This is a genomic window from Methylomonas rosea (assembly GCF_024505055.1).
Lineage (GTDB): Bacteria > Pseudomonadota > Gammaproteobacteria > Methylococcales > Methylomonadaceae > Methylomonas > Methylomonas rosea.
Genome location: NZ_JANIBL010000009.1, coordinates 1 through 23174 on the forward strand (window position 1 = coordinate 1; position 23174 = coordinate 23174).

General features: G+C 53.2%; 18 protein-coding genes. 10 read left to right on the forward strand and 8 right to left on the reverse strand.

Translation table 11 applies throughout. The annotated features are described in order from the left end of the window. The first annotated feature begins 172 nt into the window (after nt 1-172). On the forward strand, nt 173-490 hold the full coding sequence (locus NP589_RS04240) for a hypothetical protein (protein ID WP_256605860.1): 318 nt from the start codon (nt 173-175) through the stop codon (nt 488-490). 106 nt (nt 491-596) lie between these two features. On the opposite strand, the gene NP589_RS04245 is transcribed toward NP589_RS04240, so the two are convergent. Then, on the reverse strand, nt 597-836 hold the full coding sequence (locus tag NP589_RS04245) for a hypothetical protein (RefSeq protein ID WP_064008860.1): 240 nt from the start codon (nt 834-836) through the stop codon (nt 597-599). 243 nt (nt 837-1079) lie between these two features. Between NP589_RS04245 and NP589_RS04250 the strand changes: the two genes are divergently transcribed. Further along, nucleotides 1080-2468 carry a glycoside hydrolase family 30 protein gene (locus tag NP589_RS04250; protein WP_256605861.1) on the forward strand — a complete coding sequence of 463 codons (1389 nt, stop codon included), beginning with the start codon at nt 1080-1082 and terminating at the stop codon, nt 2466-2468. A 7-nt stretch (nt 2469-2475) separates the two neighbouring features. Here NP589_RS04250 and NP589_RS04255 read toward each other — a convergent pair whose 3' ends face one another. From NP589_RS04255 to NP589_RS04270, 4 genes are all read right to left on the reverse strand, one after another. Beyond that, nucleotides 2476-5598 carry a hypothetical protein gene (locus NP589_RS04255; RefSeq protein WP_371929641.1) on the reverse strand — a complete coding sequence of 1041 codons (3123 nt, stop codon included), beginning with the start codon at nt 5596-5598 and terminating at the stop codon, nt 2476-2478. A 930-nt stretch (nt 5599-6528) separates the two neighbouring features. Next, complete coding sequence (locus NP589_RS04260) at nt 6529-8004, reverse strand: efflux transporter outer membrane subunit (protein ID WP_256605863.1); 1476 nt, start codon at nt 8002-8004, stop codon at nt 6529-6531. Next, nucleotides 8001-11192, reverse strand: coding sequence for an efflux RND transporter permease subunit (locus tag NP589_RS04265; protein WP_256605864.1), 3192 nt, complete (start codon nt 11190-11192; stop codon nt 8001-8003). The genes NP589_RS04260 and NP589_RS04265 overlap by 4 nt, the downstream gene beginning before the upstream one ends. Before the next feature lie 3 nt (nt 11193-11195). Continuing rightward, nucleotides 11196-12311, reverse strand: a complete 1116-nt coding sequence (locus NP589_RS04270) for an efflux RND transporter periplasmic adaptor subunit (protein WP_256605865.1) — start codon at nt 12309-12311, stop codon at nt 11196-11198. Between the two features lie 236 nt (nt 12312-12547). On the opposite strand from NP589_RS04270, the gene NP589_RS04275 reads away from it, so the two are divergent. Beyond that, the gene (locus NP589_RS04275) at nt 12548-13162 is read left to right on the forward strand and encodes a TetR/AcrR family transcriptional regulator (protein WP_256605866.1); all 615 of its coding nucleotides are present in this window, start codon (nt 12548-12550) and stop codon (nt 13160-13162) included. Nucleotides 13163-13327: 165 nt separating this feature from the next. Continuing rightward, nucleotides 13328-13855 carry an SRPBCC family protein gene (locus NP589_RS04280; protein WP_256605867.1) on the forward strand — a complete coding sequence of 176 codons (528 nt, stop codon included), beginning with the start codon at nt 13328-13330 and terminating at the stop codon, nt 13853-13855. 59 nt (nt 13856-13914) lie between these two features. Here the strand turns inward: NP589_RS04280 and NP589_RS04285 are convergent, their stop codons facing one another. The 3 genes from NP589_RS04285 to NP589_RS04295 form a co-directional block, all read right to left on the reverse strand. Next, complete coding sequence (locus NP589_RS04285) at nt 13915-16116, reverse strand: Ig-like domain-containing protein (RefSeq protein ID WP_256605868.1); 2202 nt, start codon at nt 16114-16116, stop codon at nt 13915-13917. A gap of 310 nt (nt 16117-16426) precedes the next feature. Further along, entirely contained in the window at nt 16427-17119 is a 693-nt protein-coding gene (locus NP589_RS04290) for a response regulator (RefSeq protein ID WP_256605869.1), read from the reverse strand. Then, the gene (locus NP589_RS04295) at nt 17109-17381 is read right to left on the reverse strand and encodes a hypothetical protein (protein WP_256605870.1); all 273 of its coding nucleotides are present in this window, start codon (nt 17379-17381) and stop codon (nt 17109-17111) included. The genes NP589_RS04290 and NP589_RS04295 overlap by 11 nt, the downstream gene beginning before the upstream one ends. A 238-nt stretch (nt 17382-17619) precedes the next feature. Between NP589_RS04295 and NP589_RS04300 the strand changes: the two genes are divergently transcribed. The 6 genes from NP589_RS04300 to NP589_RS04325 all read left to right on the forward strand — a co-directional run bounded on the left by NP589_RS04300 (nt 17620) and on the right by NP589_RS04325 (nt 23159). Next, complete coding sequence (locus tag NP589_RS04300) at nt 17620-19428, forward strand: methanol/ethanol family PQQ-dependent dehydrogenase (RefSeq protein WP_256605871.1); 1809 nt, start codon at nt 17620-17622, stop codon at nt 19426-19428. Nucleotides 19429-19578: 150 nt separating this feature from the next. Continuing rightward, nucleotides 19579-20421, forward strand: a complete 843-nt coding sequence (gene moxJ / locus NP589_RS04305; RefSeq protein ID WP_256605872.1) for a methanol oxidation system protein MoxJ — start codon at nt 19579-19581, stop codon at nt 20419-20421. Nucleotides 20422-20437: 16 nt separating this feature from the next. Further along, nucleotides 20438-20914, forward strand: a complete 477-nt coding sequence (gene moxG, locus NP589_RS04310) for a cytochrome c(L), periplasmic (RefSeq protein WP_256605873.1) — start codon at nt 20438-20440, stop codon at nt 20912-20914. Nucleotides 20915-21039: 125 nt separating this feature from the next. Continuing rightward, nucleotides 21040-21321 (forward strand): methanol dehydrogenase, encoded by a 282-nt coding sequence (locus NP589_RS04315; protein ID WP_064035978.1) that lies wholly within the window; start codon nt 21040-21042, stop codon nt 21319-21321. Nucleotides 21322-21507: 186 nt separating this feature from the next. Continuing rightward, a complete protein-coding gene (locus NP589_RS04320) occupies nt 21508-22527 on the forward strand; it encodes an AAA family ATPase (protein WP_256605875.1) in 1020 nt (339 codons plus the stop codon). A 5-nt stretch (nt 22528-22532) separates the two neighbouring features. Continuing rightward, on the forward strand, nt 22533-23159 hold the full coding sequence (locus NP589_RS04325) for an MxaP protein (RefSeq protein ID WP_256605876.1): 627 nt from the start codon (nt 22533-22535) through the stop codon (nt 23157-23159). Nucleotides 23160-23174 lie beyond the last annotated feature (15 nt).

A 23174-nucleotide genomic window follows, 5' to 3' on the forward strand; every position in this document is an offset into this window, starting at 1 on the left:
AGTAGTTTCAATATTCGGCTTTACCACGTTTAAAGTCAAAATTTACATCCGAATTTTTACGTAAGATACCGAAAACTTAGTCAAGGGAACTTCTAAAGACTAAAGGCAACGCTTTTTCCAAGAAACCTGAAGGCCAGAGACTTCTTGGTGACTATGGCATAATTTGGCAGCGATGGCTTCTCGTCGCGACAAACAGGAAATACAAATGTATTCGTCAGACGATGAAATCGGCATTATTACTGCCTTTGTAGAGCAATTGGAAGAGCAGTCCATCCCGCGCGCGTTGGCCGTTAAAAAAAGAGTGGAAGACGGGGATACGCTGAACGAGATTGAAATCATGCATTTTGAACACATGCTTTCGGAAGCCAGCACCATGATGCCGCTCCTAAAGCATCACCCCGAATACCAAAAATTGATCGCTGAATTAGCCAATCTGTACAACGAAATTTCGGAACGTGCCTTAAATAACCAGATAAATGTCAAAACTTAAAAGCCCACACTCTAAGTCTGGATAAGGTGTCATTTAGGCGCCGGTTGTAGGCACAAAAAAGCCGGGCGTACCCGGCTTTATGGAATTGCAACGCTACAAATAGCTGCTATTCGAAAGAAATTTCTTCCAGGCTGGCTAAACAGCCTAGCCCTCTGGCAAATTCCTGTAATTCACTGGCCATATGAAAGTTGAGGATGGAGTTTGTCTTCAAATCGACAATCGCGTACTCGACAATCGGGTCGTTGCTCTGCAATCTGGGCTTGTACTTTAATAGTTTTTTTGACTCTTTAGCCAGCTTACGGTTAAGCCGAGCCGTTAGCGCGCGAATTGATACCAACTTTTTCATATCTAATCTCCATGCGTGAAAACAGAACTCGCAGTATAAGTGATTTTGACGGTTTTATGACAATGGCCGACAAAAACCCTGAGACTCTATGCACAATGTTTTGCCTTGTTCAATTTTACCAATGACAAGAATCCGGGGTGAAGATTAAACTGGCTAGCTTGAGCGCAGCATCGATAATATAAGTGCGATATCGTTAGTATTAAATTTGGCGGATTTGCTTCCGCGTTAACCATGAGGGCTGTCATGTCAGAGCAAACCAATGCCTATCAAACACCATCTACGCAAGGCGAGGCGAGAGCGTCTGTTCAGGTTTGGCTGACGAGCGCAGATCAGCAGGCGTTGTTTGACCGACAAGCCAGCTCTTTTGGTTTTACCGACAATACCGGCGATATGCCTGTAATAGCGATCAGTACCGAAGAAAGTTATCAACCCATCGAAGGCTTCGGCTTCTCCTTGACCGGCGGCAGCGCCATGCTGATTGCTGCGCTTCCCGACGCCGAAAGGCTGGCTTTATTGCGAGAATTATTTTTGCCGGAGGGCGACGGCATAGGTGTGAGCTGTTTACGCCTCAGCATTGGTGCGTCTGATTTGAGCGAGCGTTGCTTTAGTTATGACGATGTGCCGGATGGTCAGACGGACTTGGAGCTTGCGCAGTTTGATTTGAACGCCGGCGATATCGAGCTTATTCCGCTGCTGAAAGACATTCTGGCGCTCAACCCCACGCTCAAAATTATCGCTACCGCCTGGTCGGCACCGCGTTGGATGAAAACCAACCAAGCGTTTATCGGCGGCAAACTCAAGCCCGAATGTTATGCAGTCTACGCCGCTTACTTGGTCAAATACCTGCAAGCCATCCGCGATCGCGGCATCGTGATCCATGCTATCACCCCGCAAAACGAGCCGCTCAATCAAAAAAACGAACCCAGCATGGTGATGGAAGCGCCGGAGCAGGCCGCGTTTATTAAAAATCATCTCGGGCCGGCCTTGCGCGACGCGGGCTTGACCGACGTCGAGTTATTTTGTTGGGATCACAATTGCGATGTGCCGGAATACCCATTGGCGGTGTTCGCGGACGCCGACGCGCGTCAGTATCTCAGCGGCTCGGCCTGGCATCTGTACGGCGGCGATATTTCGGTGTTATCCAAAATGCATCAGGCGTACCCGGACATGAAACTGTATTTCACCGAACAATGGGTAGGCTCGGACGGCGAATTTGGCGGGGATTTAATGTGGCACGTGCGCCATGTGTTGATCGGCTCATTGCGAAACTGGAGCAGGGCGGTGCTGGAATGGAATTTGGCTTCGGACCCGTTTTGCGGGCCGCACACGCCGGGTGGCGAGGCCCGCTGCGTAGGCGCGTTGACGATAGCCGGCGATCAGGTTACGCGCAATGTTGCCTACTACGTGATTGCTCACGCCACGAAATTCGTCCGGCCCGGTTCTGTGAGAATTCACTCCAGCGATCCAAACGTTTTATCCAACGTGGCCTTTCTCACGCCCGCGGGTTCTATCGTGCTGATCGTGCTAAACGACACAGCCGAACCGCAAGCCTTTGCCATTCAATATCAAAATAAAAACGCGGTAGCCACTTTGCCGGCAAGGGCTGTGGCGACTTATGTTTGGGAAGCCTAACGAACCGTCATCCAAGCAACACATCGATCCGGCGATATTGATTTGATCGTAAGGCTTCTGCGGTCGCTCCCGAAATACTTGCGGTACTTACCGACTGCTTAGTGCCGTCCAGGCCGTATAACTGGTATTGAATCGGTTTGACCGCCTCCGGACCGAACGTGTCCCGGCGCTGGGGATTGAGGTAAACCAGCAAGGTCGAGCCGAACAGTGTGCAGGTCGCGCTACCGACGGGCAAATTCTCCTCCTGGGCAAACGGCGTGACGGATTGCTCGTCGGTGGTAAAAAACGCTGCAGCCAATACCGGTAACGGTTTAAATGCCAAGATGCCCGCTTCCAAAACAAACGGTGTCGGCCCCAGGAAGAGATGCGTCCACAGGTGCAAAAATTCCACGGTAGCGCCCGATAATCGGGCCACGCAGCCGCGTCCATGCTGGCGCGCGTCGATGGTAAAACCGCTGCTGACCAGAAAGCTGGAGTTTTCGATAGGGTTGCGTTTGTATTCGCTGGGCTCGTGAAAAGGCACGAGTAAGGTTTCGATGTGGGCATAAAATTCATCGATCAAACCAGCCCGGACCATCTCCAATACAAACTTATAGTGCATGTGTAAAAAGATCGAACCGTTCTCCAGCCAACCGTAGTTAAAAACCCCGATGCGGCCTAAGTCCAACGCATTGTCGCCCAAGGGTTCGTTGACCCGATACATACCCAGTTTGCCGTCGAACAATTCCGAGTTTCGCACGGCTTGATAAAGTGCTTGCGCCCGCACTGGATCGGCGATGCGCAAGGCATGGACAAAGCCTTCCAGGAATAAAGGCAGCTGTTTTTGCCGAAAATGGGTCACTTCCAAGCCACCGGTCTCCAGTGCCTGATACTGCTCAGCTTCATAAGCAAAATAGGTGACTATGCCTTTAGGTGTGCGGGCTTTGTCTATTGCGGTATGCAGATAATTTGTCACCAAGCCGAGGAAGCTTTGGATGTCGCCAAGCGGGAGTTCCTGTTCGGTACCGGCAAAGCCCATGAATACCTGTTCCCGATACGCTTCTTTCAGCGCGCCGCTTTCCTGCCAGAACAACTGTGGCGTCAAATCGGCGCGGCTTAACAGAACGTGTAACGAAGTCACAAACTGCGCTAACTCAACCGGTAACACGCAGGGGGCATCGACTTGGCTGAGCACTGAGCGAGTGAAATCCACCAAACGCTTCAGCTCTATGGTTTCGTTCACCGACGAGCCTAAAATGCCGGGCAAGCCGTTCAAGGCATCGCACCAGCCGGGTCGGTCCGCTTCCATTTCGATGCCCACACCGGCAGGATCGAGCGTAGCCAGTTTGTTGGCCACCAGCGTCAGAATCTTACCCAACAAACTGGTGTAAACAATCTCGCCGTGGCCGGCTTGCGAACGCACTTGATAGCGGCGCTGCTGGCGTGCGTCGATAAGGGCTTTTTTCTCAGGGCGATATTGCACCGCGTTGTATTGGCGCACGCCGTTTGCGGTAAGCACATACTTTTGCGCGCGTGGTGCCACAATGTGGGTGGGGTCAAAAAAGCTGTAGGTTTTGTCCTGAAATAAACCCGCCAGCCGATCCGGAAAAATCGCCGCGTAACTAAGCAATAAATCCACCAGATAGGTCCAATGATCCGACCAATAGCCACGGTCGAATTCGGCATCCTCTACTTCCTGGGCTTGGGTCAAAATTGCGGTCAGCATGGCTTCGGCATCGCTCGTCGTTCCGAGTGCTTCCACCAGTTCCGCATACTTAAATTCTCTGCGTAGCAAGGATTCCAGCGCTGGAAAATGCCGATAAAAATGCGCAAAATTGTCGGGCGCAGCCAAGGCAAACCGCGAGTTGCGCAAGGAGCAAGGGTTATAGCCGTCCGGCTGAATCAAATTGAAGAAATAGCGAATGTTTTTTGCATCCAGGGCCGGGTCGAAGAACAGGTCCATGCGCCGGTTTTGCAGCACATCGCGAAAGTCGCCGTTGCCTTCGGAATACGGTGTGTCTTGCAGTAAAAAATCGTTGTAATCCCGCTCCAGATCGCCGTGCTTGCGGCCAAACAAATATAAATACGCGCCGCCGGGGACTGGCATGGAAAATCCGCCGCGCAAGCCATTGTCCAGATAACACTGCCGGGCATGGGCATCAAACAGCGGTTTGGCGGTGGCGGTGAAGGCGCGTTGGCTGATGTTTGCCACCAAACGCCGATTGGCTTCACGTTTTGCTTCAAAATAGTCCGGTTGAGCGGCTTCGATGAGGAATTGTTCCAGAATCTCGCGTGAGCCGGCATGACCGTAAACGCCATAAAACACCCGGCTTTCGCCAGGTTGCAGTGTTAGCTTTAGATATTGAAATGCCGCCGGCGTCTGATTGCCTGTTACCTGATCAGCAAAGTCCAGCGGCTGTTCTGAAAAAAATTGTTCCGGTGCAGAAAAATCGCCGGCCAACCCAAAAATCCGTTCCGGATCGACGATGGCCTGATTGTATTCACCATCCAACACGCCGACGAAGAAATTGCCAGCAATCACCGGCTCAACTTGCGGGCTGTCAGTGGGCCAGACTTTCAAGCGGTAAAACGGTAGATTGTCCGTCACGCCCTCCACCCGCATAAACGCTTCCGAAGTGCGGCTCATGAATTTGAGTATCCATTGATTCATCGCATAAGGCAGCACTTGCGGCAAACCGTCGACGATCTCGATCTGTCTGGCTGTATCGGCGGTGTTTACGATCTCCACCCGACGCAGCAAACCGGCCACTGGCGCTTCAGCTAAGGTGAAGACATCGGCGCGCAAGCGCAAGCCGAGCTTGGGATTAATTTCCTCCACACCCACTTCGTGCGGCGTGACAAAAAGGCGCTGAGTAACCTCTGGCCCGGCACCGCGTTGAAACGGTTCATAATTGTGAGTTTGCTGACCAGAGGCAACTTTTAGAAAGGTGCGAAAACCCCGCGACGGCGTCAGTTGATAAGCCTTATCAGCCGGGAAAAACTCCAAAAACGCGCCGTCCTTATTCCGCACCCCAAAACTGGCGATAGCCTGCCCGCGATTCACATAAAACACCCAGGCCGGACGTCCGCGCGTGCCGGCAATCCCCGGCAGAAAACTGGCGAAAGGCGCACAGTCGTTGTATTGCTCAATGACGAAACAGTTTTCGCCGGCGTGGAAATAGTTAGGTTGGGTCAAGGTGGCGTCACCGAAGTCAAATTAAAAAGACTGCATATCCTGTGTTAGGTCGCTGGTTTGGAGCCGCATCATAGACAACAAATCATGTTTTCAGGAACCAAAAACACATGAAAAGAATAGGCTGGTTTGTGCAGATTGGCGTATGGTTTTGTTATAGGGCGTTTATTTGGGTCGGTCGAATTTTGTTTAGCGAAGGGTGTCCGGAGTTTTGACGGGCGCTATCATATGGGTCCGGTTGTAAGACTCGGTAACACAAGGCTGCTAAACGTGTTTCTAAAGTAGTGTTAAGCGCTTAGCAAAAAGTTATCGTGTAATGTGAGCCAAATCTACGGCCAATTTCACCGATGGCCTGTTTCAGTTCATCCGGCGTATAGGTTTTGAAAGGCAGCCATTCATATTTCATCTTATGCTACAGCAATTCGATTCGGTTCAACTCAGGACTGTAGGGAGGCAGAAAATAAAATCGCATGCCTTTCTCTTCCAAATAAATCCCAATTGCGAAAACCCGCCCGGCGCTAAGGCTATCGGGGACTAAAAATCTTCACTTCGCTAACGCTCCGTTTCCAAGATTTTCAGCCGTAGAAAATAATTTTAAATACAAAATGGCAGTGAGGGCTGGCTAGAGCAACGCGAAACCGAGCACTTGCAGTGAAATATCCAGGTTTCTTTACATTGAAACGGCTCGTTGGATTAGAAAATTTAAGCGCTTCCTAGCTGGGTTGCATTGTCATTCAATCCAGCCTACCACTGCAAGCCCATCTCCTGACTTGTTTGCGATTGAAGTCGATGGGTTTCGCGTTGCTCTACCGATCCTACAGTCCTAAATATACCCGTTCATGTAAATCGGCAAAATACCGGCCATCATCGTCTGAATGTCACGAGCCGCTATTGGCCAAGACTGATCTCAAGCTTATCCGCTGTCTCGGATGATTCCACCCAACCACCTCCCAAAGCCTTATAGACAGCGGTCAAGGCGGTAGCCGTGGCAGTTTCGCTTTGCGCCAGTTGGCTTTGATCCTGCAACAGGCGCAATTCGCTATCCAGCACGGTCAGAAAATCCGCGATGCCTTCTTGATAGCGCAGATGAGCCAGTTCCGAGGCTTTCTCGCTGGCCTGAGCCGCCGCCTGCAAAGAGCCGCGGCGGACGCGCTCTTGGCGGTAGTTGATCAGCGCGTTTTCGGTTTCTTCCAGGGCGTTGAGGACGGTTTGTTCATACTGCGCCAGACTGGCTTCGGCGCGGGCGTCAGCGGCTTTGATGCGGGCGTAAACCCGGCCTAAATCAAACGCCGCCCAGCTGATTTTCGGGCCAACCGAGTATGTTTCCGATCCCGGTGCGACTAGGCCGGACAGGGTGCTGGCTTCCAATGACAGACTGCCAACAAAGGTGACGCGAGGAAAAAGATCGGCGGTCGCCACGCCGATTCTGGCGGTCGCAGCGGCTAAGCTACGTTCGGCGATGCGAATATCCGGCCGGCGGCGCAACAGTTGTTCCGGGTTGCCGATCTGGATGGCATCCGGCGCTTTCGGTAAGGGTGCTGACTGCACCAAGGTTGTGGTCAAGGCGTTCGGCATTTGCCCGGTCAATACGCTGAGGCGATGGATGGCTTGCGCGATGGCGCTTTCCAGACGCGGAATCCCTGCTTTGGTGTTTTCCAACTGGGCCAGGGCTCTGGAGGTGTCCAGTTCTGTGCCGCGCCCGTTTTCCAGTTTGACTTGGGTCAGTTCCAGGGTTTGGGCCTGGTTGTCGGCATTCTTGCGGGCCACCGTCAGCTGGTTTTGCAGGCCGCGCAATTCAAAATAGTTCCGGGCCGCCTCGGCAATCAGGCTGATGCCGATGTCGCGCAGACTGGCTTCCTGCGCTTCGACTTCGTCGTTGCTCGCTTCAACATTGCGGCGCACCCTCCCGAAGAAATCGATTTCCCAGGAGGCATCGAAGCCGGTGTTATAGAGCTTCAATTCACGCGGAAACACTCCGGTGCGGTTATTAAATGCGCCGACGCTGCGTTTTTGTTCGGTGTAATTGGCATGCGAGGTGACGGTGGGTAACAGGTTTAGGCCGGTTTCCAAATACAAGGCGCGGGCTTCGGCCAGATTGGCGCGGGCGGCTTTCAGCTCGTAGTTGTGGTTTATGGTTTTGTCGATCAAAGCGGATAATTCTGGATCGTTAAATAACTTCCACCATTGCTCCTCGATGCCGCGCTCGGAGAATTCTGCAGGTTGGGCGTTGGCAAAACTCGCTGGCAAATCGGCAGTGGCCGGCAGTTCATAATCCGGGCCCACCGCGCAACCGCTTAATAGGAAACCGATCAAACCAAGCGCACCGAGGGAGGTGTACAGTTGTTTAAATTCGCGCTGACTCATTTGGGTGTGTCCATTGCAGATTGATGAGTAGTTAAATCGGTGGCTGTGGGTCGCAGGCGCTGGGCGATGGCTTGTACCACCACATAAAACACCGGCGTTAATAACAAGCCGAACAGCGTGACGCCGATCATGCCGCTGAACACCGCCGTACCTAGCAGACGCCGGGATTCGGCGCCGGCGCCTTGGGCAATCACCAAGGGGAATACGCCCATGATGAAGGCAAACGAGGTCATCAGAATCGGCCGCAAGCGAATCCGCGAGGCTTCCACCGCCGCTTCGAAGCGATTTAAGCCACTTTCCTGACGTTGCTTGGCAAATTCGACGATCAAAATCGCGTTCTTACTGGCTAATCCCACCAAGACGATGAAGCCGATTTGGGTGAAGATGTTGTTGTCCATATTGCTTAGCCACACCCCGGTCATCGACGACAAAATACACATCGGCACGATCAGGATCACCGCGAACGGCAGCGACCAGCTCTCGTATTGCGCGGCCAGGGCCAGGAACACGAAGATCACGCTGAGCGGAAACACCAGCATCGCCACGTTACCCGCCAAGACTTGCTGCAAACTCAATTCGGTCCATTCGAAATCAAAGCCCGGTGGCAATTCGGCGGACAGCAGCTTGCTCATGGTATCGATGGCTTGCCCGGAGCTGATGCCGGGTAGGGTGCTGCCGTTGATTTCCGCCGCCGGATACATGTTGTAGCGGGTGACTTTGTCGGGGCCGGCGATTTCTTTAACGTCACTGACTGCGCCCAGCGGCACCATCCCGCCTTGGCGGTTTTTGGTTTTCAGCTCGCTAATATCGCCCGGCAACATCCTGAATTGGGCGTCGGATTGTGCCACCACTTGGTAGGTACGGCCAAAGGCGTTGAAGTCGTTGACGTACAAAGAGCCTAGATAAATCTGCAAGGTATCGAACACGTCTTTCAACGGCACGTCCATAGCTTTAACCCGGGTTCTATCCACGTCCACAAACAGTTGCGGCACGCCGGATCTAAAGGTGCTGAACAAACCGACCAAGCCGGGTTCTTGATTGCCTTTACCCAGCATCTCATTGGCGACCCGCTGCAATTCGTCGATCCCGGCGTTGTTTCTATCTTCAATCTGCAATTTAAAGCCGCCCACCGAACTCATGCCGCGAATTGGTGGCGGTGCAAATACCGCGATGCGGGCATTGGGGATGATGCTCAGGCGTTGGGTGAGGTCTTTAACGATTTGGTCGGCATGTAGTTCAGGGTGACCAGCGCGCTCGTCAAATGCGCCTAAGCGGGCGAACATAGTGGCGACATTGGATTGGTTGGCACCGCTTAACACCGACCAGCCGGCGTAGGCGTTCACGTGCTGCACGCCTTTGGTATCCAGAATGATCTTGCTGGCTTGCTGCACCACATCCTGGGTGCGGGCCAGCGAGGCGGCATCGGGCAATTGCGCGTACAGGACCAGGTAGCCTTGATCCTGTTGCGGAATGAAACCGGTCGGTACTTTCTCGAAGGCCAGGAGATTCAAGCCGTTCAGGCCGACATACAGTACCAGCACCAAGGCGGTCATCCGGATCATGCGGCCGACCAAGCGCGAGTAGCCGATGCTGAAACGCTCGAAAAAGCGGTTAAACGCGCCGAAAAACCAACCAAACAGCTTGTCGAATACTTTGGTAAAGGCGTCTTTATTATCGTGAGCGCGATCCAGCAGCAAGGCGCATAAAGCTGGACTGAGGGTCAAGGAGTTAAACGCCGAAATGACCGTGGATACGGCAATGGTCAAGGCAAATTGTTTGTAAAACGCGCCGGACACGCCAGTGATAAAAGCCGTGGGTACGAATACCGCTACCAACACCAATGCGGTCGCGACCACCGGGCCCACCACTTCGGACATGGCCAGTCGTGTGGCTTCGCGGGCATGCATGCCTTCGGCGATATGCCGCTCGACGTTTTCCACCACGACGATGGCGTCGTCCACTACGATACCGATAGCCAATACCAAACCGAATAACGAGAGCGTGTTTAACGAGATGCCTAAGGCCGACATCACCGCAAAGGTGCCGATCAAGGACACCGGCACCGCCAGCAAAGGAATCACCGCTGCCCGCCAGTTTTGCAGGAACACGATCACGACCAATACCACCAGCAATAAGGCTTCGAACAGGGTTTCAACGACCGCATCGATGGATTGTTGTACGAACACCACGGTATCGTAAACCAATACGTAATCCAGGCCTTCCGGGAAGCGGGTCTTCAGTTTCTCCATCGCCTCGACCACGGCTTTTTTGGTGTCGATGGCATTGGAACCGGGTAGTTGGAAGATCGCCAGACCGACCGTCTGATCGCCGTCCAGATATAAGCCGGAGTTGTAATCTTTAGCGCCAAGTTCGATTCGCGCCACGTCTTTCAGGCGGGTAACTTGAGCGTTCTCGCCTTGCTTAATGACGATTTCGCCGAATTGCTCGGGCTCGGTCAAGCGACCCAGCGTACTGACGGTGTATTGATATTCGGCATTATTAGGCGAAGGTTGCTGGCCAACCACGCCGGCGGCGACTTGCACGTTTTGTTCGCGCACCGCGTTCACTACCTCGGCGGCGGTCAGATTGCGGGCGGCGATGGCTTCCGGGTTCAACCATAAGCGCATGCTGTAATCGCGGGCACCGAATAGCAGAATATCGCCGACGCCCGGTAAACGCGCCAAGGTGTCGCGGATTTGCAGCAAGGCATAGTTACTCATGTAAACGCTGTCGTAGCGTTTGTCCGGCGACACCAGGTTAACCACCAGGCTTAAATCCGGGCTGCGTTTTTTCACGCTCAGGCCTTGGCGACGCACTTCTTCCGGCAATTTCGGTTCGGCCAGTGCTACCCGGTTTTGTACCAAGACTTGGGCTTTATCCAGATTAGTGCCGGGCTTGAAGGTCACGGTCAAGGACATCGCGCCGCTATTGGTGGACTGCGAAGACATATACAGCATGTCTTCCACACCGTTTACTTCCTGCTCAATCGGCGTTGCTACGGTTTCGGCAACGACGCTGGCGTTAGCACCGGGATAGTTGGTATTGACAACCACGGTGGGAGGCGCAATTTCCGGGTACTGGGCAATGGGCAGTCCGATCAAGGCCAGACCGCCGACCAGCACGATGACAATCGACAAGACCGCCGCGAATATCGGCCGATCGATAAAAAAATGGCTGAATTTATCCATGGTTTATTGCGCTCCCTGCGCGCCGAGCGAGGTGCGTTCCGGATTGACTTTGGCGCCGGGTTTAAGCTTTTGCAAACCTTCCAATACCACCCAATCGCCGGCCTGCAAGCCACTGCGGATTACCCGCAACTCACCTATCCGCGCGCCCGGCGTGACTTGCCGGTATTCTGCTTGATTGTCCTGATTGATCACCCAGACAAAGCGTTGGGCCTGATCGGTGGCGATGGCGCGGTCGGGCAATAGCAGCGCCGGGTAAGAGGCCGAGGCTTGCACCCGCAAACGCGCGAAGAAGCCGGGGCTGAGCAACTCGTCTGGATTGGCAAATACGCCGCGCAAGCTTAGCGTGCCGGTGGCAGCATCCTCGCGCGGGGCGATGTAATCCAGTTTACCTTGATGTGGAAAATCGGTTTCGTCGGCGACCGCCAGCTCTACGGGAGTGCCTTTCAAATCAGCCGACGCTTTGCCGTGCTGCTGGGCGTGGCGGCGGTATTTCAATACTGATTGTTCGTCGGCATCGACGTACACATACACCGGGTCGGTGGAAACGATGTTGGTCAGCAGGGTGTCGTCCGCTTTCACCAAGTTGCCGGCGGTGATCATTTCTCGGCCGACGCGGCCGCTGATCGGCGCGCGGATTTCGGTGTATTCCAAATTGAGTTTGGCGGTGTAGACACTGGCTTCCGCAGATTCGACAGCGGCAGCCGCTTCGCGCAGGCCTTTATTGCGCATGTCGTATTCTTCTGCGGAAATGGCTTTGGCTTTGAACAGGTTTTCGGCGCGGCTCAGGTCGTTTTTCGCCAGTTCGCGTTTGGTTTTGGCGCGCTCCAACTCGGCTACGGCATAGTTAAGCTGAGCTTTCAGCGGTTTGGGGTCGATCTGAAACAGCAGATCGCCTTTTTTAACTTTGGCGCCGGCGGTGAAATTGACGGTGTCCAAATAGCCGCCGACGCGAGCGCGGATGTCCACGGAGTTGACCGCTTCGACCCGGCCGGTGTATTCGTCCCATTCGGTGGTTTCCTGGCTTAGGGGTTGAGCGATTTTTACATTGGGCGGCGGTGGTGCGGGTTGCGCACCTTCTGGATTACTGGAGGAACCGCAACCGACTAGTGCCAGTTGCATGGCGGTAACGACAACGCTGAGGCGGAGCAGGCGGCTTGAATAACCCTGTCTAGGAAAGTCCTGAAGAGTTTGCTCCGAACGGGAGCTTCTCCTGTTAATCGCAATCGTCATGCACCTATTTTTTGCCATTTCCGTAGAGTCCCAAATGTCATGTGAATAAAAATGGTAATATCCATTACCGTTTAGTCTAGGTTATCATCTTTGTTCGAGTCAATTTATTTCGCGAGTACGGCAGCATGATCAAATGTGGGCGTCCCTGTAAGGGCGATGAACAGCAAAGTCGGGATCGATTACTCGATGCGGCCTTGCAGCTTTTCCTGGAAAACGGTTACGGAAACCTGAGTATGGAAACCATCGCCCGCGATGCGCGAGTTTCACTGCGCACGATCTATAGCCAATTCGGTGGCAAGGCCGGCTTGTTCGGCGCTTTGATCAGGCGGTGCAGCGACCAGTTTATCGGCAGCCTGTCCGACGATTGCGAATTGGAAGAGGCTTTGACAATTTTTGCCCGGCAATTTTTGTTTCGTATTACCCGGCCCGATGTGTTGCGGATGCGGGCGATATTGATCGGCGAATCGCCGCGTTTCCCTGATCTGGCGACACAGTTTTACGAGCAAGGACCGCGCCGGACGCTGGGTTTGTTAGCGCAGTTTTTTATGCGCCAGCAACAGGCCGGCCGAATAATCGACATGGATCCGTATTTCCTTGCCGACCAATTCATTAGCGCGGTGCGTGGCGAACGCTTACAAAGGCTACAACTGGGTTTGGAGCCGACTCCCGACGAAGCCGAGATCGAAAGTTGGGTACGGCAGTCCGTTGGTTTGTTTTTGCAGGGATGTCAGCCAAGCTAATCCCGAGGAGAATAGCCAGGTCATCGCGGTGTTGGCTGACGCAATATACCGGTTTAACGGGTAGCTAAATGAAGTTTCCCCGGATCAATTCGGGGTTTATTCCCAAGGAGGGCTGGCGCTGGGCCTGGATAATACCTGGTTTTTCACCAGCCTTCGGGATTGCCCATGCGACATATCATTTTTTCACTCGGCTTTTTACTGCTTTCCTGGCAAGTTCATGCCCACGGTCCAACGCCGCAAAAAGCCAAGGAATCTGTGACTATTCAAGTGCCGCTCGCCAAGGTTTGGACCGAGTTGAAAAATTTCGACGACATTGCCAACTGGCATAGCGACTTGAAAAAAAGCACAGGCGACGGCAAGAATCAGTCCGGCGGTCTGCGCACTTTGACTTTTCAGAACGATGAAACCATCACCGAAGAGCTGGATTATTACAGCGAGCCGGAACACGAATATAGCTATAGGCTGAAAGCCGAAAATACCAAAGCGTTTCCCACCAGTTCGCACACTGTCGATGTTAAAGTCGCAGCAGGCGAGACTGCCGATAGCAGTGTGGTGACCATCAAAAGCCGCTTCTACCGAGGCGATACCGGCAACACGCCGCCGGACAATTTGAACGACGAAGCGGCGGTTAAAGCGATGACAAGTTTTTTCAAGAATGGCTTGAACGGCTTGAAAGCGAAGCTGGAGAAATAAATCTAAATTGATGAGCGTAAAAAAATCGCCCCTTTCGGGGCGATCTGCTGTCTGAGGTTTTACGGATTGGGTCCGTTGTGACAGCTAAAACAACTCACCTGATACCCGGCCGGCCAATTTTTGATACCAAACTCATCGGCATCAATGGTTTTCGCAACCTTTACCGCACTCAGCGGTGTGCCGGCGCTGGTAGTGCCGTGGCAATAACTACAGCTTGGCGTGCTGGCGGTACCGTTTTTATTGGCGTCTTCGTGTTGCTTGACCCAGGCGTCGCCAGTGGTATGCATGCCGTGCGGGCCGCCGTTTACCGTATTCGGAACCGTGGTATGGCAAGCCTTACATTCGGCTACCGTACCGGCGTGTCCTTGCACGGCAATGCTTTGCAGGTTTTCGTCGGCGTGCGAGGAGGGATATTCCGCGTGCGTCGAACCGTGGCAAGCCTCGCATTGCAAGCCGCCGTGGCCTTTACTGAAGCGATACAAGTTCAGACCTGGAACCGGCGTATTGGCGTTAGTAGCAAAAGTGTGATCACTGGGAACAATGGCTTTGCCATTGGCGTCGATGCCGGAGATCGCGCGTTTGCCGGGCGCGGCACTGTTATGGCAAGACTCGCAGGTCGGCTCGTTGAACCAGCCTTGCCGGGTCGGGCTACCGACCGCTTTCATATTGCCGTGACAGCTTTGGCAGCTGATTGACGGGTCGCCGCTTGCATCCGTGGCTGTAGCCATCGCACCGCGCAGACATTGCGTCACCGACCCCGGATGACATTGGTAACAGGCGCTACGGTTGTCCAGGCTATCGAGCGTCAACTGCGTGGCCGGATCTTTCACCTCGGCATGTTTTAAATGCAATGACTGGGTAAATGGCGCAATGCCGGCCATGCCGCCCATCACCGTGGTTTTGTTCTCCTTATCGAAATAGGCGTTGCTGGCATGGCAAGCTACGCACAAAACCGGTTGGCCAGCGTCAGCCGTGGTCAGTAAACCGCCGGATTTGTACCCTTTAGTATTCAGAGTGGTAAGCGCGTCGTTAAAGACTTTATTGGCAGCCTGTTTTTCATCATGCAGACGCAAAATATTGCGTTTCCAATCCTTGTCAGGGTCAGTATCGAACACCCAGCCGGCCAGAGGTTTAGCAGCAGTTTGCGCGGCATTGTTATTGGCGTCGGTGGATGCGTGGCAGCCTTTGCACGTCATTTCGTCGCTAACAGGCAACACGGTGGTGGCGCTGGCTAGCACTTTACCGCTGAGCGCATCCTTGGCGACTACCTTAACCGTCGGATAAAAGTTTTTTTGGCCCTGATCATCAAAAGGTGTGATCGGAATCCCTTCGGCTTCGAACCAGCCAAAGGCGGTGTTATAGGTCATTGGCGCAGGCGTTAATGACGGCGTCTTGTTGCCGGGCATCGGCTTACCGCTGGCCAGTCCGTCCAAGTTAACGCCGACATCCGGGGCCGGATTCAGGCCCACCAGTTCACCCACCCAAGACCAGAAATTGGTTTTGTTGGCGCTGCTGGTATTGATAGAGCCGCTACTGTCGGCGACAGCTTCATAAGTCAGCAATACATTGCTAGTCACCAACTTGCCGTTTTTATCTTTTAATTGCGCATGCAAGGTGTTGTAGGGCGGCAAGATGGCGAACACGGAAAAATCCAGACCATCCATGCAGTGCATGCCTAAGTCATTCCAGGCCAGTAAGGTGTATTCGCCGATGGCCGTGGTATTTAATACCGTCACCGCTACCGTTTTGGACGTCTTACTATCGCGGATGGTCACTGTCGCCGAGCCGGCCTTAATGCCTTTTACCGTAGCGAGATTATTGGCATAGCCGACGGTGGCGACTGAGTTGTCCGACGATTGGACACTGACGGTCCCAGAGGCGTTAGTGACAGTAATATTCGCACTGCCACCGACATTAAGCGCCAGCAGGGCGGGCGAAATCGTTAATAAGGACGCGGGGGCGCTGAGCACTTTGACTTCTACGCGTTTTGAGCTGCGCCTATCTTTTACCGTGACAGTCGCCGAACCGGCTTTTACGCCTTTGATGCTGGCGATGCCGCTAGCGTAACTGACTGTCGCCACGCTAGTGTTACTGGATTTGACGCTTATGCTTCCGGATGATTGAGTTACCGTGACCTTGGCCACTTCACCCACTAAGATTTCGACGGAATTGGGTTTGAGTTCCAGGGCGTGTGCATTGCTAAACCCGGATAAGCCCAGGAAAATCAGCAAAAACCGAAATATAAATAGATGTGCATTCATACTATCTCCCATGAATACGTTTTGATCGGATGGGTAACTGTTAATGAATTGCCCATATAAATGGAAGCAAACGGTCAACATCCGATACCGCGTCGCTCCTCGGTGGTGCTTTATTACTTTTTTTAATAAGGTTATTCAGTTTTCAGATTAACCAACCAAGATGAATTGAAGATGAAAATATAATGAAGTAATGATTAAGATCGGCGCAGCTTTATGGCCAATAAGGCTTAAATCACGCGTCTATATGCGGTGGTTGGGAGGGGGTAGCGATGCAACCGGGACTGTCGGCCGCAAGCGCCTTCATACAGAATTAAGGATGGATGCTCTCTGTTCTGTCCGGCTCATACATGCCGTTGCCGGTTTTGACGATACCCTGGCGACCGGCCAGTAGAGTCAATTCCGACATGGTTTTGACGTTCAGCTTTTCCTTGATCGCAGTGCTGTGGTTACACACTGTTTTATAGCTCAAACATAATTTCTCCGCCGCTTGACGGGTACTCAAGCCATTGGCGAGCAAGCAAAAAATATCGAATTCACGCGGCGACAAGGATTTAACCTTATAAGCCTCGTCCTGACCAATGGCCATGTTGACCGCTAATTGCTGCGCCAAAGCCGGCTCGATATACGTGCCGCCCTCGGCGAGCGTGCAGACTGCCGTGACCAAGGTGTCGGGCTCGTTATTCTTGGTGATATAGCCTTTAGCGCCGGCTTTAATAGCTCTGGTCACATACACCAGCTCGTTATGAATGCTGAATACCAAAATCTTGCAGTGGGGATAGCGGACTAATAAACGCCGCACCGACTCCAAGCCGCCCAAGCCGGGCATCGATAAATCCATCACCACCACATCCGGCGTCTGCTTGTCATATACCTGGCACGCGGTCTCGCCCCTATCGGCTTCGTAGACGGCGCCTATCCGTTCCGACAACGATAGATAAGTCTTGTAACCGGCTCTGACTACCGCGTGGTCGTCTACCAATAAAACGCTGATTTTATTCGCCACTAAATACGTGTCCTGCTTTGTTGGGAGGAAGAGCAAGAAACGCCTCGGCAGAGCCGGTGCTATCCATGGCTGGCGTTTCTTGCCCTGCCATGATGCCGATTTTTATGCCGGGAAACCATGGGAGCTTTTCCCGTTTTGTCGAGGAGTGCGGCTGCGGCGTACCGGGAAAACTTCCAGCGCTTTTTTCGCTGAATTCCCAGGCTATTCGTGGATTATTCCGTAACGCCCGATAGGCCGCCTTCTTTACCATTTGCGCCAGCATGGCCCGGTAGGTCTAAGTCAATATTGTGTGCGACTTGATCGAGATTGCTGATGTGAAAAGTGAAGGAGATTTCTGCCACAAAGCAAAATCTCGCGTCACGGATTGACGCCAAAATTAAGCGCAGCGTGTGATTGATTTTGCCCGGAAATGCCGATGGCGTATCCGCTTTTAACGGAAGGCTCCCCTAACCAACCGATTTGCCGGGCCATGCAACCTAATAAACAACATAGGAGGATTCATGCAAATTTCACGGTTTGCCAAGCAGGTATCGACCACGGCATTAGTAACGGCCGCGGCCTTGGCCGTGTCGCAATCGGCGCAAGCGAATAAAGAATTGGAACAGATGTCCAAGCAAAACACCAACTGGGTGATGCAGACCAAGGATTATGGTTCAACTCACTTTAGCGAAATGATCGACATCAACGCGAATAACGTCAAAAACCTGAAAGTGGCCTGGTCGTTTTCGACCGGCGTTCTGAACGGTCACGAGGGTGGCCCGTTGGTGGTAGACGGCATCATGTATGTGCATACCCCTTATCCTAACAACGTGTTCGCGATTAGCCTGGACGAGCCGGACAAAATCTTGTGGCAGTTCAAGCCCAAGCAAAATCCGGCAGCCCGGGCGGTAGCTTGCTGTGATGTGGTTAACCGCGGTTTGGCCTATGCACCGGCCGGCAAAGATTATCCGGCTACCATTTTCTTGAACCAGTTGGATGGCCATGTGGTGGCGATCAACGCCAAGACTGGGGAAGTGCTGTGGAAAATGGAAAACTCCGACATTGCCATGGGCTCCACTTTGACTATCGCCCCGTTCGTGGTGAAGGACAAAGTTATCGTCGGTACCTCCGGTGCCGAGCTGGGGGTGCGCGGTTACGCCACAGCCTACAACATCAAAGACGGCAAGCAGGCCTGGCGCGTGTATGCCACCGGTCCTGATGAAGACATCAAATTGTCTAAAGACTTTAATAGTGCCAACCCGCATTACGGCCAGTTCGGTCTGGGTCTGAAAACCTGGGAAGGCGACGCCTGGAAAATCGGCGGTGGCACCAACTGGGGTTGGTATGCTTACGATAGCGATTTAGAAATGTTGTACTACGGTTCCGGTAACCCGGCACCTTGGAACGAAACCATGCGTCCCGGCGACAACAAATGGACCATGACCATTTGGGGCCGCGACGTCAACACCGGTGAAGCCAAATTCGGTTACCAAAAAACCCCGCACGACGAATGGGACTACGCCGGCGTCAACTACATGGGTCTGTCCGAGCAAATGGTCGATGGCAAAATGACCAAACTGCTGACCCATCCGGACCGCAACGGCTTGGTATACACCTTGAACCGCGAAAACGGCAGTCTGGTTAACGCCTTCAAAATCGACGATACCGTCAACTGGGTGAAAAAGGTCGATCTGAAAACCGGTCTGCCAATCCGCGATCCGGAATATTCGACACACATGGATCATCAAGCCACCGGCATCTGTCCGTCGGCGATGGGCTACCACAACCAGGGTATCGAGTCTTACGACCCGAACAAAAAACTGTTTTTCATGGGCACCAACCATATCTGCATGGACTGGGAACCGTTTATGTTGCCCTACCGCGCAGGTCAGTTCTTCGTGGGCGCGACTTTAAACATGTATCCGGGGCCGAAAGGCACTTTGGGTCAGGTTAAAGCCATGAACTCGGTGACCGGCAAAATGGAATGGGAAGTTCAGGAGAAATTCGCGGTGTGGGGCGGTACTACCGCTACTGCCGGCGACCTGGTGTTCTACGGCACCCTGGACGGCTACATCAAAGCCCGGCATTCCAAAACCGGCGAAGAGCTGTGGAAGTTCAAACTGCCTTCCGGCGTTATCGGTCACCCGATCACCTATAAACACAACAACAAACAGTACGTGGCGATTTATTACGGTGTTGGCGGCTGGCCTGGCGTTGGTCTGGTATTTGACCTGGCTGATCCGACAGCCGGTCTGGGTGCGGTGGGTGCGTTCAAGGAATTGGCGCATTACACCCAAATGGGCGGCGGCGTGATGGTGTTCGCGCTGTAAGCGGAACTGGCGCGAAACTTCCTGGTTCCCACGCGCCGCGTGGGAACCCAGGTTAGCCGCGCTGCGGTGACGATGATCTGCCGCAGCGCGGCTACTACGGCGTTCCCACGCAGCGCCTGGGAACGAGGCAACTTTATTCTAATAATCACCATGAAAACAACGACACGAATTATCACCGCGTTGGCAATCGGCTTGGGTATGGTTTCCGTGCATGCCGAACAACCCACTTTGAAAGTCTGCACGGCCGAAAACGAGATGCCTTACTCCAATAAAAACGGCGAGGGCTTTGAAAACAAATTGGCGCAATACGTCGCCGAACAATTGGGTCGCAAACTGGAGACCGTGACCTGGACCGATCCGCGCTATTTCATTCGCGATTATGTCGATAAGGGCTTGTGCGATGTGGTGATGGGCGTCGATCAGGGCGATCCGCGCTTGGCTACCACCGCGCCTTATTATCGCTCGGGCTATGTTTTTATCAGCCGCAGCGACGACAAGTTGGACTTGCAGAACTGGGATAGCGAAGCGCTACGCAAAGCCAAACGGATTGCTTTTATACCGGGCACGCCCGCCGAAACCATGCTGCGGGCAATAGGCCGTTACAACGATATGTTCAATTATCAGCAAGAGCTGGCCGGTTTTAAATCCAAACGCAATCAATACGTCAAATACGAGAACGACAAGCTGGTTAACGAAGTGGCAACCGGTAAGGCCGAGATAGCGATCTTGTGGGGGCCGGCGGCGGCGAGGTACGTCAAGGCGTCCAGCACACCGTTGACCATGTCTGTGATCCCGGACAACAACAAGCGGGCCGATGGCGAGAAAGTCGGGTTTCACTACAGTACGTCGATTGGCGTGCGTAAGGGCGATACCGCTTTGCTGACCAAGTTGAACAAACTTATCAAAGACCAACAGGACGAAATCGAGGAGTTGCTGGAAGCGGACGGCATTCCGCTTTTGGATCAACCCGATACTGCTCTGTCCATGAACTAACAGGAAACATTCGAGAATGAAATTTACAACAGTTTTGAGCGGCGCGGTGCTGACGCTGGCAGTGTTGGCAGTGCCGACGGCCCAAGCCGATATTACGCTACGCCATGCCTTGACCGGCGAGACGCTAGATTTGAGTTTTGCCAAGAAAGGCGGCAACACCGATAAATTCAAGCAATTTATGCAGACCGGCAAAAACCCGTACAACGGCGATGCCGAAGCGGCGAAAAAAGGCGAAAGCCTGTATATGACTGGCTGCTCCGGCTGTCACGGTCATGAAGCGGAAGGTAAATTGGGGCCCGGTTTGGCCGACGACTACTGGACCTATCCGCGCGGCTTAACCGATCAAGGCTTGTTCGAAATCTTGTTCGGCGGCGCGAACGGCATGATGGGGCCGCAATACGTCAATTTCAGTACCGACGACATGCTGCACATTATGTCTTTCTTGCGCAGCATTTATAAAGGCGATCCGAAAAAAGCGGATTGGTTGAAATAACTTATGTCATTTGCATCCCTCTTTGAAAAAGAGGGGCAGGGGGAGATTTATAAAAAAATCCCCCTCTATCCCCCTTTGTTAAAGGGGGAAGAATAAGGTTACCCAATAATTATGAGGAGATCAACATGAACAAACTAATAATGTTAGGCGCAGTATTACTGGCTTTAGGACTGTCCGGCGCGGCAAAAGCCTACGACGGCACCAAATGCAAAGAAGCGGGTAACTGCTGGGAGCCGAAACCAGGCTATCCGGCGCAAGTGGCCGGCAGCAAATACGACCCTAAACACGATCCAAACGAATTGAACAAACAGGCCCAGTCGATCAAGGAAATGGAAGCGCGCAATGCCAAGCGCACCGAGATCATGGCGAAAACCGGCAAGTTTGTTTACGACGTGGAAGGTCAATAATCCATGGGTAGGCCAGGGTGCGCGCAGCGTTCCCTGGCAATTTCCCAGCAAAGCGAACCCTTAGGACGCCGCCAGGGACGGCGGTAACCTTTCTGTGGCTTCGATAACAGCTCTCAAGTTCACGACTCCGCTGAATCCGCGGAGATTTTTAAATATCTTCTCTTAATCACCGGCATTTAAGCAGCCATGACAAGCACGCAAACCCTCAGCGATTGGCGCACCAGTGCCTTGCAGTTGGAACAACAAATCAACCAGGTCGTCGTCGGCCAACAGGCTGCGGTGCGCAATCTTTTGATAGCGGTATTCGCCCGCGGCCATGTGTTGTTAGAAGGCCAGGTCGGGGTCGGTAAAACTACCTTATTACGGGCCGTCGCCCAAGGTTTAGGTGGCAAATACCAACGCATCGAAGGCACCATCGACCTGATGCCGGCTGATCTGATTTATTACACCTATCTGAACAGTGAGGGTCGCCCATGCGTCGATCCCGGTCCGCTAGTAAAGCAGGGCGAGCAATTGTCGGTATTTTTCTTTAACGAAATTAACCGCGCAAGGCCGCAAGTACACTCGCTGTTGCTACGGGTGATGGCCGAGCGCAGTATCGGCGCATTCAACCGCGAATACCGGATGCCGCATATCCAGGTGTTTGCCGATCGTAACCGGGTGGAAAAAGAAGAAACCTTCGAACTGCCGGCCGCCGCCCGCGACCGGTTTTTCATGGAGATCACTATCGACACGCCCAGTGACGACGCGGTGCTGGACGATCTGATGTTCAATCCGCGATACCACGATGTCGATGCCTTGATCGGCGAAATGTCCGCCAGCCAGATTCCTTATTATCAGCTCAACGACTGGGCCACCGCGATTCAGCAAAGCATCCAGCCAACAGCGGCTCTGCGCAAATATGCGCTGGATTTGTGGAAGGCCAGCGCCGATCCGCGCGCCTTCGGTATCAAGTTGCACGAGGTGGAAATGGATCAAATGCTACAAGCCGGTGCCAGTCCGCGCGGCATCGGCTACATGATCCGCGCCGCCAAAGTGCGGGCTTGGCTGGAAAACCGCGACAGCCTGTTGCCGGAAGATCTCCAGGCGGTCTACGCGGTGACGATGTCGCACCGGATATTTCTGAATTCGATGTACGGTTATCGTAAAGACGAACTGATTCCCACCCTGATAGACAGCATCCTCAACCAAATCGCCGCACCGTAACACCCATGAATATTAAAGCGACTCTGCACGCCATGCTGCCGCATGCCGGCCTTGGCCATTTATTGGAAACCTATTTAACTTGGTCTGGCGTCGGCTTTATCTGCTCGTTTATCGCCAGCAGTCTGGATAAACATGCTGAGGTGGCTTACGCCGCTTACTACACCAGCGCCTTGAACGATGCGGTGGGTTTTAAGTTCTGGATCTTATTGGCGGTGGTCGGCACTTTACTGTTTTGTCTGAGCCTGCCGGTGTTATATCTATCGTTGCATTTTCCGGCTTTAAGCGATTTCAGCCGGCGTTTGCGACGGTTTACCTACACCTTCTTTCTGGTGGCCTTCGACGAGGGCGGCTTAATGATCGGTATTCTGACCGCCAATTTTATCGACACCAGTGAGCGCATCTCGCTGTTGGCTAACAAATCGTTTTTGTTCAGCGATGTCGGTTTTTTTACAATTCTGGCTTTATGCCTACTCAACTCCCTGCTGTGGCTGTTCGGCGAAGCCATCCATAGTCGAAATCCGCAAACATATTCGGGCGTAGTAGCGTTGCTAATGAAGGTGCCGCTGAGATTTTCCATTCCTGGGTACATCGTGGTCACGGCCGTACTGGCTAACTTGGTCGTCAGTCAATAGACAATGGCACGCTAA

Coding starts and splice junctions, on each gene's coding strand:
- NP589_RS04240 (WP_256605860.1), top strand. CDS start 173: ATGGCTTCTCGTCGCGACAAACAGGAAATACAAATGTATTCGTCAGAC.
- NP589_RS04245 (WP_064008860.1), bottom strand. CDS start 836: ATGAAAAAGTTGGTATCAATTCGCGCGCTAACGGCTCGGCTTAACCGT.
- NP589_RS04250 (WP_256605861.1), top strand. CDS start 1,080: ATGTCAGAGCAAACCAATGCCTATCAAACACCATCTACGCAAGGCGAG.
- NP589_RS04260 (WP_256605863.1), bottom strand. CDS start 8,004: ATGAGTCAGCGCGAATTTAAACAACTGTACACCTCCCTCGGTGCGCTT.
- NP589_RS04265 (WP_256605864.1), bottom strand. CDS start 11,192: ATGGATAAATTCAGCCATTTTTTTATCGATCGGCCGATATTCGCGGCG.
- NP589_RS04270 (WP_256605865.1), bottom strand. CDS start 12,311: ATGCAACTGGCACTAGTCGGTTGCGGTTCCTCCAGTAATCCAGAAGGT.
- NP589_RS04275 (WP_256605866.1), top strand. CDS start 12,548: ATGATCAAATGTGGGCGTCCCTGTAAGGGCGATGAACAGCAAAGTCGG.
- NP589_RS04280 (WP_256605867.1), top strand. CDS start 13,328: ATGCGACATATCATTTTTTCACTCGGCTTTTTACTGCTTTCCTGGCAA.
- NP589_RS04285 (WP_256605868.1), bottom strand. CDS start 16,116: ATGAATGCACATCTATTTATATTTCGGTTTTTGCTGATTTTCCTGGGC.
- NP589_RS04295 (WP_256605870.1), bottom strand. CDS start 17,381: ATGCTGGCGCAAATGGTAAAGAAGGCGGCCTATCGGGCGTTACGGAAT.
- NP589_RS04300 (WP_256605871.1), top strand. CDS start 17,620: ATGCAAATTTCACGGTTTGCCAAGCAGGTATCGACCACGGCATTAGTA.
- moxJ (WP_256605872.1), top strand. CDS start 19,579: ATGAAAACAACGACACGAATTATCACCGCGTTGGCAATCGGCTTGGGT.
- moxG (WP_256605873.1), top strand. CDS start 20,438: ATGAAATTTACAACAGTTTTGAGCGGCGCGGTGCTGACGCTGGCAGTG.
- NP589_RS04315 (WP_064035978.1), top strand. CDS start 21,040: ATGAACAAACTAATAATGTTAGGCGCAGTATTACTGGCTTTAGGACTG.
- NP589_RS04320 (WP_256605875.1), top strand. CDS start 21,508: ATGACAAGCACGCAAACCCTCAGCGATTGGCGCACCAGTGCCTTGCAG.
- NP589_RS04325 (WP_256605876.1), top strand. CDS start 22,533: ATGAATATTAAAGCGACTCTGCACGCCATGCTGCCGCATGCCGGCCTT.